Below are 17,596 nucleotides of genomic sequence, written 5' to 3'. Positions count from 1 at the left end.
GATGTCCCTTTTGCCGTTTCGGGGCGTGCGTAACATGACAACCGTACCCAGTTGCTCACCCCTTCTCAGGAGAACGAACATGAAAAAGCAGATCCTCGCCAGCCTTGTCCTCGCCGCCCTGTCCGCCAGTGCCTTCGCCCTGCCGCAGGTAGCCGCCGCGCAATCCACCGCCCCTGTCGTCGCTGAAGATGGCGCCGATCGTGTTGGCGCGAACCGTGTCGCCGAAGGCGGCGCCGAGCGCACGCTGGAGCGTTTCCGCGTAGCCGAAGATGGCGCCGATCGCGTCGGTGCGAACCTTGTGGCCGAAGGTGGTGCCGAGCGCACGCTGGAGCGTTTCCGCGTCGCCGAAGATGGTGCCGATCGCGTCGGTGCGAACCGTGTCGCCGAAGACGGTGCCGACCGCGTAGGTGCCAGCCGTATCAGCTGATCCGGTCATCCATCACGCGGGAGCAGTCTCATGCCGCACAGCCGTTAGCAAGGGCGCCCTCGACCGGCGCCCTTCTTGTTTCCCACATTCTCCACACAATCTCCACGCTCGCCCCATACCCCCGCCACCCAGGTTGCCCAGACTCTGCCGTACCTTCACTCGCTACGGAGAGCCGTACCATGAGCCGTACCCTGGGCTTCAAGCTGGGCGCCATCGCCCTGCTGATTCTGCTGTTGATGATTCCCCTGTTGATGATCGATGGCCTGGTCGACGAGCGCCAGGGCCTGCGCCATGACGTGCTGCAGGACATCGCGCGCAGCTCCAGCTATCGCCAGCAGGTCACCGGGCCGATTCTGGTCGTGCCTTACATCAAGACCACTCACGAGTGGAAAACCAACAAGACCACCGGCGAGCGCTACACCGAGGAGCGTCAGCAACGCGGGCGCCTGTACTTCCTGCCGGAGCGCTTCGTGCTCGAAGGGCAGGTCGGCACCGAGCTGCGGGCGCGGGGCATCTACCAGGCGCGCCTGTACCACAGCGACAGCCAGGTCAGTGGCCAGTTCCGCCTGCCGGCGCGCCTGGGCCTGGGCGACGACCTCGGCTTCTACCGCTTCGAGAAACCTTTCCTCTCGGTCGGCATCAGCGACATTCGCGGTATCAGCAATGACCTGCAGCTGCGCCTCAATGGCCAGACCCTGAGCTTCGCTCCCGGCAGCGGCGACGACAGTTTCGGCGCGGGCGTGCATGCACCGATCCCCGCGCTCGACCCGCAGGGTGGGCAGAGCCTGGAGTTCGCCTTCGACCTCAAGCTGCAGGGCACCGAGCAGTTGTCGATCGTGCCGGTCGGGCGTGACAGCCGGGTCAAACTGAGCTCCGACTGGCCGCACCCGAGCTTCGTCGGCGAGTACCTGCCGAACCGTCGCAGCATCGACGCCAAGGGTTTCACGGCCGAATGGCAGACCAGCTTCTTCGCCACCAACCTGGAGGAGGCGCTGCGTGACTGCGTGGTGGGCGAGCGTTGCCAGGCGCTGTTCGGCCGCCACTTCGGCGTCAGCTTCGTCGACCCCGTCGACCAGTACCTGAAGACCGACCGGGCGATCAAATACGCGCTGCTGTTCATCGCCCTGACCTTCGCGGCGTTCTTCCTCTTCGAAGTGCTCAAACGCCTCGCCGTGCACCCGGTGCAGTACGCCCTGGTGGGGCTGTCGCTGGCGCTGTTCTACCTGTTGCTGCTGTCGCTCTCCGAGCACCTGCCTTTCGCACTGGCCTATGGCCTTTCCGCCACGGCCTGCGTCGGCCTGATCGGCTTCTACGTCAGCCACGTGCTGCACAGCTGGCAGCGTGGTATGGGCTTTGGTGCCCTGCTGGCGGCGCTCTACGGGATGCTCTACGGCCTGCTCAGCGCCGAGGATTACGCCCTGCTGATGGGCTCGCTGCTGGTCTTCGGCGTGCTCGGCAGCGTGATGGTACTGACCCGCAAACTGGACTGGTATGGCGTTGGCCGCGCGGCCCCGCAAGCCTGAATCATATGGCGCGGCAGTGGCTGCGCCGCTTCTCTGGAGGTGATCCCATGCGTCTTCTCATGCAGTTTTCCGCGTGCCTGGGCCTTGGCCTGGTGGTGGCCGTGATGATTCTGATCGGTCTGATGTTCGTTGGCTGGTTCGACGTCATCGATGGTCTGCTGATGACTGGCAAGCCCCTCGCCAGCCTGAGCCTGATGGTGTTGCCGGAGGGCTTCTGGAGTTCGCTGACGGGGGTGCAGGACGCCGCGAACAACAGTTCGCTGCGTTCCTTTCTGGCGCTGTGTGCCGCACTGGGCCAGGTCGGCCTGATCCTGGCGCTGGGTTTCATGCGCCTGTGGTACCGCGCATGAGCGGGCATATCGGTTTGCGTGAGGAGGCGCGTGCCGGGCATCTGCTGGCACGACGCATCGCCTGGCTGTTTCGCGATGCCCGTCATGGGCGGTGGTGCTGCGCTGACGTAGACTCGCGACGGGATGAACAGGAGGTGTTCAGGGATGACATTCAGACTCGCCGTGGGCCTGGCCGGCCTGCTGACAGCCAGCGTGGCGCTGGCCGATGACTGCTCGGCGCAACTGCCTGGCTGGCTGGAACAGGCGCACCCGGGCCAGGCTGGCGGAATCTGGCTGCAGGATGAGCGCGGGGCCTATCGGGTGGATGCCCGGCAGAGCATCTGCAAGGTCTGGCCGGCGCGGCCGCACCTGACCCTGGTCGCCGTGCCGCTGCTGCGCGAGGAGCATGACGACCATGGCCAGAGCGACCTCGAAGTCCTGCTGCTCGATAGTGCCAGGCAAGATGTCGTGGCGCGGCTGATCGAACCCAACCGGCTGGATTGGGATGCGATATTCGTCGATGGCATCGAGTTCGATACCGCCCCTTATCGTCTGCGTGCGCAGGACCTGGCCTTCGGTGTCCGCATCAAGCGGCGCAACGGATCAGCCCCCAATCCCTTCCACGAAACCGAACTCAACCTGTACGAGCTGGATGGACAGCACCTCAGGTCGGTGTTGAGCGAGCTGGTGGTGCAGCGCTCGGGAGGGGAGTGGGATACCCACTGCGCCGGAGAGTTCAGCGAATCCACGGGCGTGGTGATCATCACCGAGCGCGTCGGGCATGCCGGCTATCGCGACCTGCTGCTCAGGATGAGCGCTATCCACAGCCGCTCCGCGGAGGTCGCCGGCGACTGTCAGACGGTCGAGCGCAGCACCCAGCGCTCCCGATACACCATCGAATACGGCGACGAGCGCTATCTGCTGCCGATCGAGCTGTCGCCGCTCTGAGCGGCCACCCCACTCCCGCACGATCTGCGCGAGGTTTTGCAAAACAGCGCCCGCATGCTGCACATGGACGGGCAGTCATGACGATCTTCGGCTAATACCAATGTCTAGCTGTCGGCTTTTGCTGGCCAGCTGCTAGTTTGAAGGTGCATCAGAATAACAATAACCGGAGGCGTCTATGACTTCTGAACAAGCAAATGCCGCGGCCTACTGGAAGGCCAATGTGCGGCTCATCACCTGGAGCCTGATCATCTGGGCGCTGGTTTCCTACGGATTCGCCATGATTCTGCGCCCCATGGTCGCGGGTATCTCGGTAGGCGGTTCCGACCTCGGATTCTGGTTCGCGCAGCAGGGCTCCATCCTCTTCTTCATCGGGCTGATCTTTCACTACGCGTGGAGACTGAACAAGCTCGATAAAGAATTCGGCGTCGAGGAGTAGGTCATGAGCCAGTTCGTAATCAACATGCTGTTCGTGGGGGCGTCCTTCGCGCTCTACATCGGTATCGCCATCTGGGCGCGCGCCGGTTCCACCAAGGAATTCTACGTCGCGGGCGGTGGCGTCCATCCGGTCACCAACGGCATGGCGACGGCTGCTGACTGGATGTCCGCAGCCTCGTTCATTTCCATGGCGGGCCTGATCGCCGCCGGTGGTTATGCCAACTCCACCTTCCTCATGGGCTGGACCGGTGGCTACGTGCTGCTGGCGATGCTGCTCGCGCCCTACCTGCGCAAGTTCGGCAAGTTCACCGTGCCGGACTTCATCGGTGATCGCTTCTACAGCCGCGGTGCGCGTCTGACTGCGGTGATCTGCCTGGTGATCATCTCCGTCACCTACGTGATCGGCCAGATGGCCGGTGCCGGTGTGGCGTTCTCGCGCTTCCTCGAAGTGAGCAACTCGACCGGTATCTGGATCGCCGCAGCGGTGGTGTTTGCCTACGCCGTATTCGGCGGCATGAAAGGCATCACCTACACCCAGGTGGCGCAGTACGTGGTGCTGATCATCGCCTACACCATTCCGGCCATCTTCATCTCCCTGCAGCTGACCGGTAACCCGATTCCGCCGCTGGGCCTGTTCGGTGACCATGCCGAGTCCGGCCTGCCGCTGCTGCAGAAGCTCGATGCCGTGGTCCGTGACCTGGGCTTCGCCGCCTACACCGCTGACGTCGACAACAAGCTGAACATGGTGCTGTTCACCATGTCGCTGATGATCGGTACTGCCGGTCTGCCGCACGTGATCATCCGCTTCTTCACCGTACCGCGCGTGGCCGATGCCCGCTGGTCCGCTGGCTGGACGCTGATCTTCATCGCGCTGCTGTACCTCACCGCTCCGGCCGTGGCCTCCATGGCGCGCCTGAACCTGATGACCACCATCTACCCGGAAGGCACCTCGGCGCCTGCGCTGTCCTATGAAGAGCGTCCGGAGTGGGTCAAGACCTGGGAAACCACCGGTCTGATCAAGTGGGAAGACAAGAACGGCGACGGCCGCATCCAGATGTACAACGATGCCGCACCGGCCTTCACCGCGACCGCTCAGGAGCGTGGCTGGAACGGCAACGAGCTGACCGTCAACAACGACATCCTGGTTCTCGCCAACCCGGAAATCGCCAACCTTCCGGGTTGGGTCGTGGGTCTGATCGCGGCGGGTGCCATCGCGGCTGCACTGTCCACCGCGGCGGGGCTGTTGCTGGCGATCTCCTCGGCGATCAGTCATGACCTGATCAAGACCCTGATCAATCCGAAGATCAGCGAGAAGAACGAGATGCTCGCCGCGCGGATCTCCATGGCCTGCGCGATCCTCCTGGCGACCTATCTGGGGCTCAATCCGCCTGGGTTCGCCGCGCAGGTGGTGGCGTTGGCCTTCGGTATCGCGGCAGCCTCGCTGTTCCCGGTGCTGATGATGGGGATCTTCTCCAAGCGCATGAACGACAAGGGCGCGATCTGCGGCATGGTCGCCGGTCTGGCCATCACCCTGGTGTACATCTTCACCTACCTGGGCTGGTTCTTCATTCCGGGCACCAACATGCTGGCCAATACCCCGGACAACTGGTTCATGGGCATCTCCCCGGCTTCCTTCGGTTCCGTCGGTGCGCTGATCAACTTCGCCGTGGCCTACGCCGTGTCGATGGTCACCGCCGAGCCGCCGCAGGAAATCCAGGATCTGGTGGAAAGCGTGCGTACTCCCAAAGGTGCTGGTGCCGCTCTGAGCCACTGAGCATAATCCTGGCCTGACGCCATCGTTCGATGGTCCAGGGTCTGACAGACGGGCCTCCACGGAGGCCCGTCTTTTTTCGGGAACAGTCGTATGTTGTGGACTTTGCTTGCCATCGTGGTTTCGGGGCTCGGCGCTGCCGGTATTGCCCTGCTGCTGCGCAAACTGACGCGCAATAGGTTGCCCAGGTGGATCATTCCGCTGTTCGGTGGCCTGGGCATGCTGGGTTACCAGGTGTCCTACGAGTACGCCTGGTTCGAGCACCAGCAGCAGCGCCAGCCGAAGGAATCGGTCGTGGTCGCGACCGAGCAGGGGCATGTGTTCTGGCGTCCCTGGAGCTACTTCGTACCCATCACCACGGCCTTCACCGTGCTCGACAGCAAGAGCGTCGTGCGCCAGCAGGTCGCGGATGCGCGGGTGGCGGAATTCATGCTCTATCGCTTCGAGAAGCAGCATGTCGACCACGTCTCGCACCAGGCACACCTGCTCAACTGCGAAACGGCCGAGCTGCTGCCGCTGGATGAGCAGAAACAGCCGCAGCTGGCCCAGCTCAAGCGTATCGACAAGAGTGACACCCTCTACCGCCTGACCTGTCAGTAGGTCAGCGCGTGACCTGCCTCGCCCATCTCGCGGCGGGGCACGGGTCTTTCTGCCGGCGCATAGACCCAGGTCAATGCCCGCGCAGTGCATCTGCATAGAATCGCCAGCCCCTGATTTTTCGAGCGCGCGGTCATGCCCCGTTTTCCCGAATTGCTGTCGCCGGCCGGCACCCTGAAGAACATGCGCTACGCCTTCGCCTACGGCGCCGATGCGGTGTATGCCGGGCAGCCACGTTACAGCCTGCGCGTGCGCAACAACGAATTCGATCACGCCAACCTGGCGCTGGGCATCGCTGAGGCGCACGCACAGGGCAAGCAGTTCTACGTGGTGGTCAACATCGCCCCGCACAACGCCAAGCTCAAGACCTTCCTCAAGGACCTGGCGCCGGTGATCGAGATGGCGCCCGACGCGCTGATCATGTCCGACCCCGGCCTGATCATGCTGGTGCGCCAGCATTATCCGCAGATGCCGATCCATCTGTCGGTGCAGGCCAACGCGGTGAACTGGGCCAGCGTCGAGTTCTGGCGGCAGCAGGGGCTGACGCGGGTGATCCTGTCGCGCGAGCTGTCGCTGGAGGAGATCGGGGAAATCCGCGCCCAGGTGCCGGGCATGGAGCTGGAGGTATTCGTCCACGGCGCGCTGTGCATGGCCTATTCCGGGCGCTGCCTGCTGTCGGGCTACATCAATCGTCGCGATCCCAACCAGGGCACCTGTACCAATGCCTGTCGCTGGCAGTACCAGGCCACGCCGGCAGCCGAGAACGAACTGGGCGAGATCGTGCGCGTGGTCGACCCGACCCTGGGCCAGGGGGCGCCGACCTCTCAGGCGTTCGTGCTGCAGGAAGCGGGGCGCCCGGAGGAGGAAATGAGCGCCTTCGAGGACGAGCACGGCACCTACATCATGAACTCCAAGGACCTGCGAGCGGTGCAGCACGTCGAGCGCCTGGTGCGCATGGGCGTGCATTCGCTGAAGATCGAGGGCCGCACCAAGAGCCACTTCTACGTGGCGCGCACTGCCCAGGTCTATCGCCGCGCCATCGACGATGCGCTGGCCGGCAAGCCCTTCGATCCGAGCCTGCTGGGCAGCCTCGAATCGCTGGCCCACCGTGGCTATACGGAGGGTTTTCTGCGCCGCCACGTGCACGACGAATACCAGAACTACGAGCGCGGCAGCTCGGTTTCCGAGCGTCAGCAGTTCGTTGGCGAGCTGACCGGCGAGCGCCGTGGCGAGCTGGTCGAGGTGCGGGTGAAGAACCGCTTCGCGGTGGGTGATGGCCTGGAACTGATGACGCCACAGGGCAACCTGCGCTTCACCCTGGAGCAGTTGCAGAACGCACAAGGCCAGGCGCAGTCGGTAGCACCGGGGGACGGCCACGTCCTCTATCTGCCGCTGCCGGCGCAGGTGCAGCTGGAGTACGGTCTGCTGATGCGCGATCTGTAGGGCGCGAGGGCGGAGGGGCGTTTCTGGTGGATGGGTGAAGCGTCATCCACCCTACGGGGGCTCTAGGGGCAGGGGTGGATCGCCGGCGAGCCGGCTCCTACGGATCGTGTCAGCCGATGCATCTGGCGACCTACCTGTAGGCGCGAATTCAGTCGCGATGCGGTCGAGCAGGGCGGCATCGCGTTCGGCAGTGTGTAGGAGCCCGCTTGCGGGCGATGCGCAGGGCGCCGCTACATCGCCTGCTGGCGGCGGCGTCGGCTGGCCAGCTGGCGTTCCAGTTCGCAGAGGCTGTCGATGCCCTGGCGGCGTGCCTTGCTGAACAGCATCAGCGCCAGCTCGGCGGTGACCAGCGCGTCGGCGCTGGCGTTGTGGCGCTGTTGCACCTGCAGGCCGAACTCGGCGACCCACTCATCCAGTCCGCCCTGACGCACGCGTGCCTGCGGGCAGAGCAGGGGGGCGATCTCGGCAACGTCGAAGAAGTTGTGCTGCAGGCGATAGTCCAGGCTCTGGCGCAGGGCACGCCCCAGCATGCGCTGGTCGAAACCGGCATGGAAGGCCAGCAGCGGGCTGCTGCCGACGAACTCCATGAAGTCCAGCAAGGCCTCGGCCGGGTCGACGCCGCGTGCCACCTCGCTGGGGGCGATGCCATGGATCAGGGTGCTGGCGCTGGCCTGGTGGTCGGGCCGGCGCAGGGTGCATTCGAACTGTTCGGCGAAGTCGATGGCGCCGTGATCGATTACCACCGCGCCAATCGCCAGTACCAGGTCGCGGCGCATGTTCAGGCCGGTGGTCTCCAGGTCCAGCACGACGATGCGCTGCTGGTGCAGCGGCCGCTCATCGAGCGGCGCGGGCGCACTCAGGGCCTGGCGACGTTGCAACTGCTGCTGGGTCAGGGCCGGGCCACGGCCGGTGAACCAGGTGAACTTGCTCATAGCTGATACCTCATGGCCAGGCTGCTCTGCAGTCGCTGAGCCTGGCGGAAGGACTCGCGCAGGATACGCCGGTCCAGGTGATTCAGGTGATCGGGGTCGACCCGATTGGAGTAGGGCAGTTCGTCGCGCGCCTGCAGCTGGTGCTGCTGCATGCGGGTTTGCTGGATGAAATGATAGGCCTCCTCGTAGGCCGCGCCATCCAGCGCGTCGATCACGCCCTTGGCGACCAGCGCGCGCAGGCGCTCCAGGGTGCCGACCGAGCTGATGCCGTTGGCCAGCGCCAGCAGGCGGGCGCCATCGACGAAGGGCGTCAGGCCCTGCACCTTGAGATCGAGGGTGTCCTTGTCGGCGCCGGAGCGCGCCACCACGAAGTCGCGGAAGCGGCCAACCGGCGGACGCTGGCGCAGGGCGTTCTCGGCCAGCATCTTCTGGAACAGGCTGTTGCTGGCGACGCGTTCGAGCAAGGCGGCGCGCAGCTGTTCGCAGCCGGCATCCGGGCCCCAGATGGTGCGCAGGTCGAAGTAGATCGACGAGCCCAGCAGGTTCTCCGGTGTCGCTTCGTCCACGAAACCGGCGAAACGCCGCGACCACTCCTGCCGCGACAGGCACAGCTCCGGGTTGCCGGCCATGATGTTGCCCTTGCACAGGGTGAAGCCGCATTGCGCCAAACGCTGGTTGATCTCGACGGCCAGCGGCAGCAGGCGGCCACGGATGGCGGCGGCCTCGGCAGCGTCGGCGGCCTCGAAGAGAATGCCGTTGTCCTGGTCGGTGTGCAGGGTCTGCTCGCGGCGGCCTTCGCTGCCGAAGCACAGCCAGGTAAATGCGATGCCCGGGTCGCCCATGTCCTCGAGGGTCAGCTCGATCACCCGGCACACGGTGTGGTCGTTGAGCAGGGTGACGATGTGGGTGATCTGCGTCGAGCTGGCGCCGTGGGCGAGCATGCGATCGACCAGCAGGCGAATGTCGCTGCGCAGCCCGGCCAGGGTCTCGACCTTGCCGGCATGGCGAATGGTACGCGCCAGGTGGACCAGGTCGACCCGCTGCAGGCTGAACAGGTCTCGCTCGGAAATGACCCCGCAGAGCTTCTCGTTCTGTACCAGGCAAACGTGGGCAATATGCCGCTCGGTCATGGCGATGGCGGCGTCGAAGGCACTGGCGTCCGGTTGCAGATGGAAGGGGTTGGGGGTCATCAGCCGGTCGATCGGCTGCGCCAGGTCGACGCCGTCGGCGACCACCCGGCGCAGGTCGCGCAGGGTGAAGATGCCCAGGGGCCGCTCGCTTTGGTCCACCACCACGATGCTGCCCACGTGCTGCTCGTGCATCAGCCGCACGGCCTCGCGCAGGGGCGTGTGCGGCGCGCAGCCGATGGGTTGGCGCATGGCCAGCTCACCCAGGCGGGTATCCAGCGAGTACTGCGCGCCGAGGGTTTCCACAGCGCGCAACTGCACCTGCTGGTTGACCTGGTCGAGCAGGCTGCTGACGCCGCGCAGGGCAAAGTCGCGCAACGGGTTGGAGACGGCGAACAGCTTGATGAAGGCGTGCTTGGCCAGCAGCAGGCAGAAGGTGTCTTCGGCGGCTAGGTGTTCGGTGCGGGTGGCGCGCTCGCCGATCAGTGCGGCCAGCGGAAAGCATTCGCCAGCGGTGATCTCGAAGGTGGTCTCGGTGCCGCGGCGTGCGCTGTGCGGGCGCTCACCGTGCACACGGCCCTGCTTGACGATGTAGAAGTGCTCGACCACGCCATCGGCGGGTTTGATGATCGAGTCGCCCTCGGCATAGAAGCGCAGCTGGCAATGCTCGACCAGAAACGCCAGGTGGGCGGTGTCCATCTGGTTGAAGGGGGGGAACTTCTGCAGGAACTCCATGGTGCCGTGGATGTTCTGCAGCACCGCGGTCTTGCCCGCATCGGCCATCGCGTCGGCCTTGCTCATGGGCTTGCGCCTCGCACGTTCGGGATGCTTGCAGTGTGGCCCCGGCACGGCGTTTTGCCCATTGCACCTAAGTAGGGGGCAGCGGCAACACGCGCCGCACGGGGTTTTGACGAAATTTTTACGTCCCCCCGGGCAGACTTCGCCAGCCCTCGTGTTCCGCAACCAGCAGGCCTTTCCATGCAGCCATCCGTACCCGCCGCCCGAGCCCCGGCTCAGGTCAGCATCGCCAGCCATCTGGCATTTATCCTGAGCAGCGCACTGTGCATGCTGCTGCTGTTCGCGCTGGCGCGCCTGGGCCTGCTGGCCTACAACCATGCGCTGATCGCCGATACGCCGGCCAGCACCTTCGCCGAGGCCTTCTTCAACGGCGCGCGGTTCGACCTGCGCCTGATCGTCTACCTGTGCATCCCGCTGACCCTGGCGCTGCTCAGCGTGCGGGCGATGCGTGCGCGTCACCTGCAGGTGGCCTGGCTGACCCTCGCCACCAGCCTGTGCCTGTTCTTCGCCGTGGTCGAACTGAACTTCTACCGCGAATTCCACCAGCGCCTGAACAGCCTGGTGTTCCAGTACATGCAGGAAGACCTGGGCACCGTGGCCAGCATGATCTGGAACGGCTTCCCGGTGCTGCGCCTGCTGCTGGTCTGGGCCCTGGCCAGCGTGCTGCTGGCCTGGCTGTTCCGCCGCATCGAACGCGCCACCCGTGCACGCGCGAACGCCAGCGCGCCGCACTGGGCGGCCCGCAGTGCGGTGTTCGTGATGTTCCTGCTGATCTGCGTCGTGGCCGCGCGTGGCACCCTGCGCTCCGGTCCGCCGCTGCGCTGGGGCGACGCCTATACCACCGATTCGATGTTCGCCAACCACCTGGGCCTCAACGGCACCCTGACCCTGGCCAATGCCGCCAGCAACTACTTCTCCGATCACCGTGACAACAGCTGGAAGGCGACCCTGCCGGCGGACGAGGCCCGGCAGGTGACCCGCGACCTGCTGCTGACCCCGCGTGACCGCCTGATCGATGCCGACCAGGCGGCCGTGCGCCGCATCTACACGCCGCCGCCCGAAGGCCAGCTGCCGCAGGTGCGCAACGTGGTGGTGATCCTCATGGAAAGCATGGCGGGGCGCTACATCGGCGCGATGGGCAACCAGGACGGCATCACGCCGAACTTCGATGCGCTGGCCAAGCAGGGCCTGCTGTTCCAGCACGTGTTTTCCAACGGTACCCACACCCACCAGGGCATGTTCGCCACCATGGCCTGCTTCCCCAACCTGCCGGCGTTCGAGTACCTGATGCGCATGCCTGAGGGCAGCCACCAGTTCTCCGGGCTGCCGCAGCTGCTCAGTGCCCGTGGCTACGATGACGTCTACGTCTACAACGGCAGTTTCGCCTGGGACAACCAGTCCGGCTTCTTCGCCAACCAGGGCATGCGCAATTTCGTCGGCCGCGAGGACTTCGTCGACCCGGTGTTCATCGACCCGACCTGGGGTGTCTCCGACCAGGACATGTTCAGCCGTGGCGCCGACGAGCTGGCCAGGCTGGGGCGCCAGGGCAAGCCCTTCTATGCGCTGCTGCAGACGCTCTCCAATCACACCCCTTACGCCTTGCCGGAAAACCTGCCGGTCGAGCGCGTCACCGGCCACGGTTCGCTCGACGAGCACCTGACCGCCATGCGCTACGCCGACTGGGCGCTGGGGCAGTTCTTCGCCAAGGCGCGTCAGGAACCCTATTTCAAGGACACCCTGTTCGTGGTGCTGGGCGATCACGGCTTCGGCAACGATGAACAGATCACCGAGATGGATCTTTCGCGCTTTAGCATCCCGCTGCTGATGATCGGTCCGGGCGTGCAGGAGACCTTCGGCAGTAGCCGCGATACCGTCGGCAGCCAGATCGACGTGGTGCCGACCATCGTTGGGCGCCTGGGCCTGCCGGTGCAGGCGCAGTGCTGGGGCCGCGACCTGCTGGCGCTGCCTCCGGGTGATGCGGGGGTGGCGGTGATCAAGCCGTCCGGCAGCGACCAGACCGTGGGCCTGGTGAGCGGTGACCGCATCCTGGTCAAGCCACGTGACCGTGACGCGCGCCTGTATCGCTACCAGCTGGGCCACGACGCAGGCGCCGAGGTGATCGATGACGCCCAGGCGCGTACGGACCTGGAGCGCAAGCTGTCGGCCTTCGTCCAGACCGCGACCGCCAGCCTGCTGGGCAATACCACCGGCGTCTCGCTGGACAAGACGGCGCAGGCCAAGCGCTAGCTGCACAGGCCTGCCGCGACCGCCCAATAAAAAACCGCCCCGAAGGGCGGTTTTTTCATACCTGCTGCGCGGGTATCATAGGCCGTTCTTGGCCTTGTACTCGCGGCGACGGCGGTGCAGGACCGGCTCGGTGTAACCGTTGGGCTGCTTGCAGCCTTCGACGACCAGCTCCAGCGCGGCCTGGAAGGCGACGTTGCTGTCGAAGTCCGGGGCCATCGGGCGGTACAGCGGGTCGGCCGTGTTCTGGCGGTCGACCACCGGTGCCATGCGCTTGAGGCTCTCGACCACCTGCGCCTCGCTGACGATGCCGTGGCGCAGCCAGTTGGCCAGCAGCTGGCTGGAGATACGCAGGGTGGCGCGGTCTTCCATCAGGCCGACATCGTTGATGTCCGGCACCTTGGAACAGCCGACGCCCTGGTCGATCCAGCGCACCACGTAGCCGAGGATGCCTTGCGCGTTGTTGTCCAGCTCGTTGCGGATTTCTTCCGCTGACCAGTTGGTGTCCTTGGCCAGCGGGATGGTCAGGATGTCATCCACCGACGCCGGGGTGCGCTTGGCCAGCTCGGCCTGACGGGCGAACACGTCGACCTTGTGGTAGTGCAGGGCGTGCAGGGTGGCGGCGGTCGGCGACGGGACCCAGGCGGTGTTGGCGCCGGACAGCGGGTGCGCGATTTTCTGCTCGAGCATGGCGGCCATCAGGTCCGGCATCGCCCACATGCCTTTGCCGATCTGCGCACGGCCCTGCAGGCCGGTGGCCAGGCCGACGTCGACGTTGTTGTTCTCGTAGGCACCGATCCAGGCCTCGCTCTTCATGGCGGCCTTGCGCACGACCGCGCCTGCTTCCATGGAGGTGTGGATCTCGTCACCGGTACGGTCGAGGAAGCCGGTGTTGATGAACACCACGCGCTCGCTGGCCGCCTTGATGCAGGCCTTGAGGTTGACGGTGGTGCGGCGCTCTTCGTCCATGATGCCGACTTTCAGGGTGTTGCGGGCCAGGCCCAGCACATCCTCGACGCGGGCGAAGATCTCGCTGGTGAAGGCGACTTCTTCCGGGCCGTGCATCTTCGGCTTGACGATGTAGACGCTGCCGGTGCGGGTGTTCTTGCGGCTGGTGTTGCCGTTCAGGTTGTGCACCGCGATCAGGCTGGTGAACAGCGCGTCCTGGATGCCTTCCGGAATCTCGTTGCCCTCGGCATCGAGGATGGCCGGGTTGGTCATCAGGTGACCGACGTTGCGCACGAACAGCAGCGAGCGGCCGTGCAGGGTCAGTTCGCCACCGTCGACCTTGGTGTAGACGCGGTCCGGGTTCATGGTGCGGGTGAAGGTGCTGCCGCCCTTGGACACTTCCTCGGCCAGGTCGCCCTTCATCAGGCCCAGCCAGTTCTTGTAGACCACGACCTTGTCGTCGGCATCGACGGCGGCGACGGAGTCTTCGCAGTCCATGATTGTGGTCAGCGCCGCTTCCATCAGCACGTCTTTCACGCCGGCGGCGTCGGTGCTGCCGATGGGGCTGCTGGCATCGATCTGGATTTCGAAGTGCAGGCCGTTGTGCTTGAGCAGCACCGCGACCGGTGCGCTGGCGTCACCCTGGAAGCCGATCAGTTGCGCGTCGTCGCGCAGGCCTGTGTTGCTGCCGCCCTTGAGGCCGACGACCAGCTTGCCGTCGACGATCTTGTAGGCGCTGGAGTCGACATGCGAGCCGGCGGCCAGCGGAGCGGCCTCGTCGAGGAAGGCGCGAGCGAAGGCGATGACCTTGTCACCACGGACCTTGTTGTAGCCCTTGCCCTTCTCGGCGCCACCTTCTTCGCTGATCACGTCGGTGCCGTACAGTGCGTCGTACAGCGAGCCCCAGCGGGCGTTCGAGGCGTTGAGGGCGAAGCGGGCGTTCATGACCGGCACGACCAGCTGCGGGCCGGCCAGGCGGGCGATCTCTTCGTCGACGTTCTGCGTGGTGGCCTGGAAGTCCTGCGGCTCTGGCAGCAGGTAGCCGATCTCCTGCAGGAAGGCCTTGTAGGCAGCGGCGTCATGAGCCTGACCCTGGCGCGCCTGGTGCCAGGCATCGATCTGCGCCTGCAGCTCGTCACGCTTGGCCAGCAGGGCACGGTTCTTCGGTGCCAGGTCCTTGATGACCGCGGCGGCGCCAGCCCAGAAGCTGTCGGCAGCGATGCCGGTACCGGGGATGGCTTCGTTGTTCACGAAGTCGTACAGGGCTTTGGCGACCTGCAGGCCACCGACTTGAACGCGTTCAGTCATCACTTGCCTCACTCTCTCTGAGCTCTACTCAAAAGCCACTTCGGGCCCCTCTGAAACTACCTGCGTTGCCATCGACTACGCCTTTGGAGAGGCTCGTCGGAGACGGCCTTGCCGTCTTGTAGTCCAAGGCGCGGCATACTACATCAAGATTCGGGGGAAATGCAGTGGGGATACGTCAGTCCGCGACCGAAAAGGTCTTTTCGGTCATTATCGATACGTTGTGTGTGCAAAAAAGAGTGTCATTGTTTCATAAAAATTGTAAAAACGTACACGATTAATTGTTCTAGCTACTGACAAGCACGCGAATATGGCCTACGCCGCCTCGCCTATACTGCCTGTCATGCATTCTGGAGTGCCTCATGACGGTATCTGCTGCTAGTGCCAATGACCTGGTCGATCTCGTGCGTCTGTTCGCCGGCTACCTGCGTTTCTACCAGGTGCCGAGGGCAGAGTCGGACATCGCGGATTTCCTCGGCGAGCGCCTGCAACGCGGCGACGCGCAGCTGCTCATCGCCCGCGATGCGCAGGGCGTTGCCCAGGGGTTCGTCCAGCTCTATCCGTTGTTCTCCTCGCTGGCGCTGGAACCGGCCTGGCTGCTCAGCGATCTGTATGTGGACGAAGCGTCCCGCCGCGCAGGTGTCGGCGAGGCGCTGATGAACGCGGCCCGTGCCCACGCCGAGGCCACGGGTGCCTGTGGCCTGCAGCTGGAGACGGCGAAGAGCAACCTGGCCGGGCAGCGTCTCTACGAGCGTCTCGGCTATGCGCGTGACGAACAGTTCCTTACCTATTGGCTGGCGCTGAAGCGCTGACCCTGTGGCTATGACATGAGAGAGGGGCAGTAGATGGATCATCTGGTATTGACGGTGATTGCCGCGGATCAACCTGGCCTGGTCGAGCGCCTGGCTGGCTGCGTCGCGGCCCACGGCGGCAACTGGCTGGAGAGCCGCATGGCGCGCATGGCCGGGCAGTTCGCCGGGATTGTGCGGGTGGACGTGCCGGGCGAGGCGCATGGTGCGCTGATCCGGGAGCTCGAAGCCCTGAGCGCACAGGGGATTCGCGTGCAACTGGCAGCCAGTGGCAGCGAGCCCGGCGGACGCTTCACCTCGATTCGCCTGGAACTGGTGGGTAACGACCGTCCGGGTATCGTCCGCGACATCACCCGTGTGCTTGCCGAGCAGGGCGTCAACCTGGAAAACCTGCTGACGGAAGTGGCGCCGGCGCCCATGAGCGGTGAGCTGCTGTTCACCGCCGAAGCCATGTTGGCGGTGCCCGAGTCGCTGGAGCTGGAGCAGTTGCAGGCACGTCTGGAAACCCTGGCCGACGACCTGATGGTCGAGCTGAACCTGCGTGCCGAGGACTGATATCCACGGCCTGCGTGGATCAGCCTGTGGATAAACTGGGGAGCCCCGACGCACCACCTAGTGCGCCGGGGCTTTTCGTTGTCTGGCTAAAAAATCAGCAGGATCAATGGCTTGTGCACAAATGCCGGGGATGGATCTGTGGATAAGCCTGGGGTGAACGAGGCCGCGCCAGGAGCGACGCGGCCTGCAGCCGGCTGAGCGTTTTCTGTGCAGCGAGCACAGCGCGCAACGCCTCGGCGCCGCCTCCTGCTGCCTATCGAGCGGGCGGGCGCTTGCGCAGGCTCAGCCAGATATCGATGCTGTATACAATCAGCGCGGCCCAGATGCAGGCAAAGGCGAGCAGGGTGCTCGGTGAGAAATGCTCGTCGAACAGCAGGATGGCCTGCAGCAGCACCAGCGTGGGCGCCAGGTACTGAAGAAAGCCCAGCGTGGTGTAGGGCAGGTGCCGCGCCGCCGCATTGAAGCACACCAGCGGCACCAGGGTGATCGGGCCTGCCGCCGCCAGCCAGAGGGCCTCGCTGCTGGTCCAGAAGCTTGCCTGACTGCTCGTGGCCGCCGGGTGCAGGAGCAACCAGCCCAGTGCCAACGGCAGCAGCAGCCAGGTTTCCACCACCAGGCCGGGCAGGGCCGCCACTGGCGCCTGCTTGCGAATCAGCCCGTAGAAACCGAAGGTCAGGGCCAGCACCAGCGAGACCCAGGGCAGGCTGCCCACCTGCCAGAGCTGTTGCAGCACGCCCAGCGCGGCCAGCGCGACGGCCAGCCACTGCAGGCGGCGCAGGCGTTCGCCGAGGATCAGCAGGCCGAGCAGAACGTTGATCAGCGGGTTGATGTAGTAGCCCAGGCTGGCCTCGATCATGCGCCCGTTGTTCACCGCCCAGACGTACACCAGCCAGTTGGTGGCGATCAGCAGGCCGCAGCCGGCGAGCACCGCCAGGCGCCTGGGGTTGTCACGCAGCTCGCGCCACCAGCCCGGGTGCTTCCAGACGAACAGCAGCAAGCCGCCGAACAGCGCCGACCAGAGCACGCGATGAACGATGATTTCCATCGCGGGTACGCTTTGCAGGGCTTTGAAGTAGAGGGGGAACAGGCCCCAGATGATGTAGGCGGTAAGGCCCAGAATGTACCCGCGCTGCGGGTTGGCGGTGGCCATCGATGATCCTTGCTGGGGCGGCTTGAGGGGCCGGCAAATTCTAGTCTTCTGGCCCCGGACTTGTCTGTCCGTTCAGTTTCCCTGGCTGCCCAGGCCTGGGGGAAAGTCGTAAGGCAAACTTTACGCGGTGCGTGCAACTGTATCGGTATGCGGGGCCGGCGCAGCCGCTGGGTAGCCCGGATGCGATCCGGGGCCGCGGGATGGAACGGCAAGCATCGCGGCTGAAGCCGCTCCTACGGCACAGGCGAACATCGG

The 17,596-nt window shown here is 65.2% G+C and carries 15 protein-coding genes; 11 read left to right on the top strand and 4 right to left on the bottom strand.

Annotated features, from left to right (window positions below):
- Positions 1-79 precede the first annotated feature (79 nt).
- The 8 genes from FIV02_RS21955 (at position 80) to yegQ (ending at position 7,473) form a co-directional block, all read left to right on the top strand.
- Positions 80-427, top strand: coding sequence for a phage infection protein (locus tag FIV02_RS21955; protein ID WP_152489783.1), 348 nt, complete (start codon positions 80-82; stop codon positions 425-427).
- 179 nt (positions 428-606) lie between these two features.
- Positions 607-1,950, top strand: coding sequence for a cell envelope integrity protein CreD (creD, locus tag FIV02_RS21950; protein ID WP_047591870.1), 1,344 nt, complete (start codon positions 607-609; stop codon positions 1,948-1,950).
- Between the two features lie 47 nt (positions 1,951-1,997).
- Positions 1,998-2,300: a hypothetical protein gene (locus FIV02_RS21945; RefSeq protein WP_037056330.1), complete on the top strand. Its 303-nt coding sequence runs from the start codon at positions 1,998-2,000 to the stop codon at positions 2,298-2,300.
- Positions 2,301-2,444: 144 nt separating this feature from the next.
- A complete protein-coding gene (locus tag FIV02_RS21940; protein ID WP_152489782.1) occupies positions 2,445-3,227 on the top strand; it encodes a hypothetical protein in 783 nt (260 codons plus the stop codon).
- Between the two features lie 175 nt (positions 3,228-3,402).
- A complete protein-coding gene (locus FIV02_RS21935; protein ID WP_037056334.1) occupies positions 3,403-3,663 on the top strand; it encodes a DUF4212 domain-containing protein in 261 nt (86 codons plus the stop codon).
- A 3-nt stretch (positions 3,664-3,666) separates the two neighbouring features.
- Positions 3,667-5,436, top strand: coding sequence for a sodium:solute symporter family protein (locus FIV02_RS21930; protein WP_037056336.1), 1,770 nt, complete (start codon positions 3,667-3,669; stop codon positions 5,434-5,436).
- Between the two features lie 90 nt (positions 5,437-5,526).
- Positions 5,527-6,033, top strand: coding sequence for a hypothetical protein (locus tag FIV02_RS21925; RefSeq protein WP_152489781.1), 507 nt, complete (start codon positions 5,527-5,529; stop codon positions 6,031-6,033).
- A 132-nt stretch (positions 6,034-6,165) separates the two neighbouring features.
- Positions 6,166-7,473 (top strand): tRNA 5-hydroxyuridine modification protein YegQ, encoded by a 1,308-nt coding sequence (gene yegQ, locus FIV02_RS21920; protein WP_152489780.1) that lies wholly within the window; start codon positions 6,166-6,168, stop codon positions 7,471-7,473.
- Positions 7,474-7,703: 230 nt separating this feature from the next.
- Here yegQ and FIV02_RS21915 read toward each other — a convergent pair whose 3' ends face one another.
- Positions 7,704-8,405: a PolC-type DNA polymerase III gene (locus FIV02_RS21915; protein WP_037056347.1), complete on the bottom strand. Its 702-nt coding sequence runs from the start codon at positions 8,403-8,405 to the stop codon at positions 7,704-7,706.
- Positions 8,402-10,333 carry a putative nucleotidyltransferase substrate binding domain-containing protein gene (locus FIV02_RS21910; RefSeq protein ID WP_152489779.1) on the bottom strand — a complete coding sequence of 644 codons (1,932 nt, stop codon included), beginning with the start codon at positions 10,331-10,333 and terminating at the stop codon, positions 8,402-8,404. The genes FIV02_RS21915 and FIV02_RS21910 overlap by 4 nt, the downstream gene beginning before the upstream one ends.
- A gap of 177 nt (positions 10,334-10,510) precedes the next feature.
- Between FIV02_RS21910 and FIV02_RS21905 the strand changes: the two genes are divergently transcribed.
- Positions 10,511-12,577 (top strand): LTA synthase family protein, encoded by a 2,067-nt coding sequence (locus tag FIV02_RS21905; RefSeq protein ID WP_152489778.1) that lies wholly within the window; start codon positions 10,511-10,513, stop codon positions 12,575-12,577.
- Positions 12,578-12,652: 75 nt separating this feature from the next.
- Here FIV02_RS21905 and FIV02_RS21900 read toward each other — a convergent pair whose 3' ends face one another.
- A complete protein-coding gene (locus FIV02_RS21900; RefSeq protein ID WP_152489777.1) occupies positions 12,653-14,830 on the bottom strand; it encodes a malate synthase G in 2,178 nt (725 codons plus the stop codon).
- A 359-nt stretch (positions 14,831-15,189) separates the two neighbouring features.
- Between FIV02_RS21900 and FIV02_RS21895 the strand changes: the two genes are divergently transcribed.
- A complete protein-coding gene (locus FIV02_RS21895; RefSeq protein WP_152489776.1) occupies positions 15,190-15,639 on the top strand; it encodes an N-acetyltransferase in 450 nt (149 codons plus the stop codon).
- Positions 15,640-15,672: 33 nt separating this feature from the next.
- Positions 15,673-16,191 carry a glycine cleavage system protein R gene (locus FIV02_RS21890; RefSeq protein ID WP_037056085.1) on the top strand — a complete coding sequence of 173 codons (519 nt, stop codon included), beginning with the start codon at positions 15,673-15,675 and terminating at the stop codon, positions 16,189-16,191.
- A gap of 253 nt (positions 16,192-16,444) precedes the next feature.
- Here the strand turns inward: FIV02_RS21890 and rarD are convergent, their stop codons facing one another.
- Entirely contained in the window at positions 16,445-17,341 is an 897-nt protein-coding gene (gene rarD, locus FIV02_RS21885; RefSeq protein ID WP_134676454.1) for an EamA family transporter RarD, read from the bottom strand.
- Between the last annotated feature and the right edge of the window lie 255 nt (positions 17,342-17,596).

It is taken from the genome of Pseudomonas sp. THAF187a, from assembly GCF_009363395.1.
In the GTDB taxonomy this organism is placed as follows: Bacteria; Pseudomonadota; Gammaproteobacteria; order Pseudomonadales; family Pseudomonadaceae; genus Aquipseudomonas; species Aquipseudomonas khazarica.
This window is presented reverse-complemented; position numbering and strand designations above follow the sequence as displayed.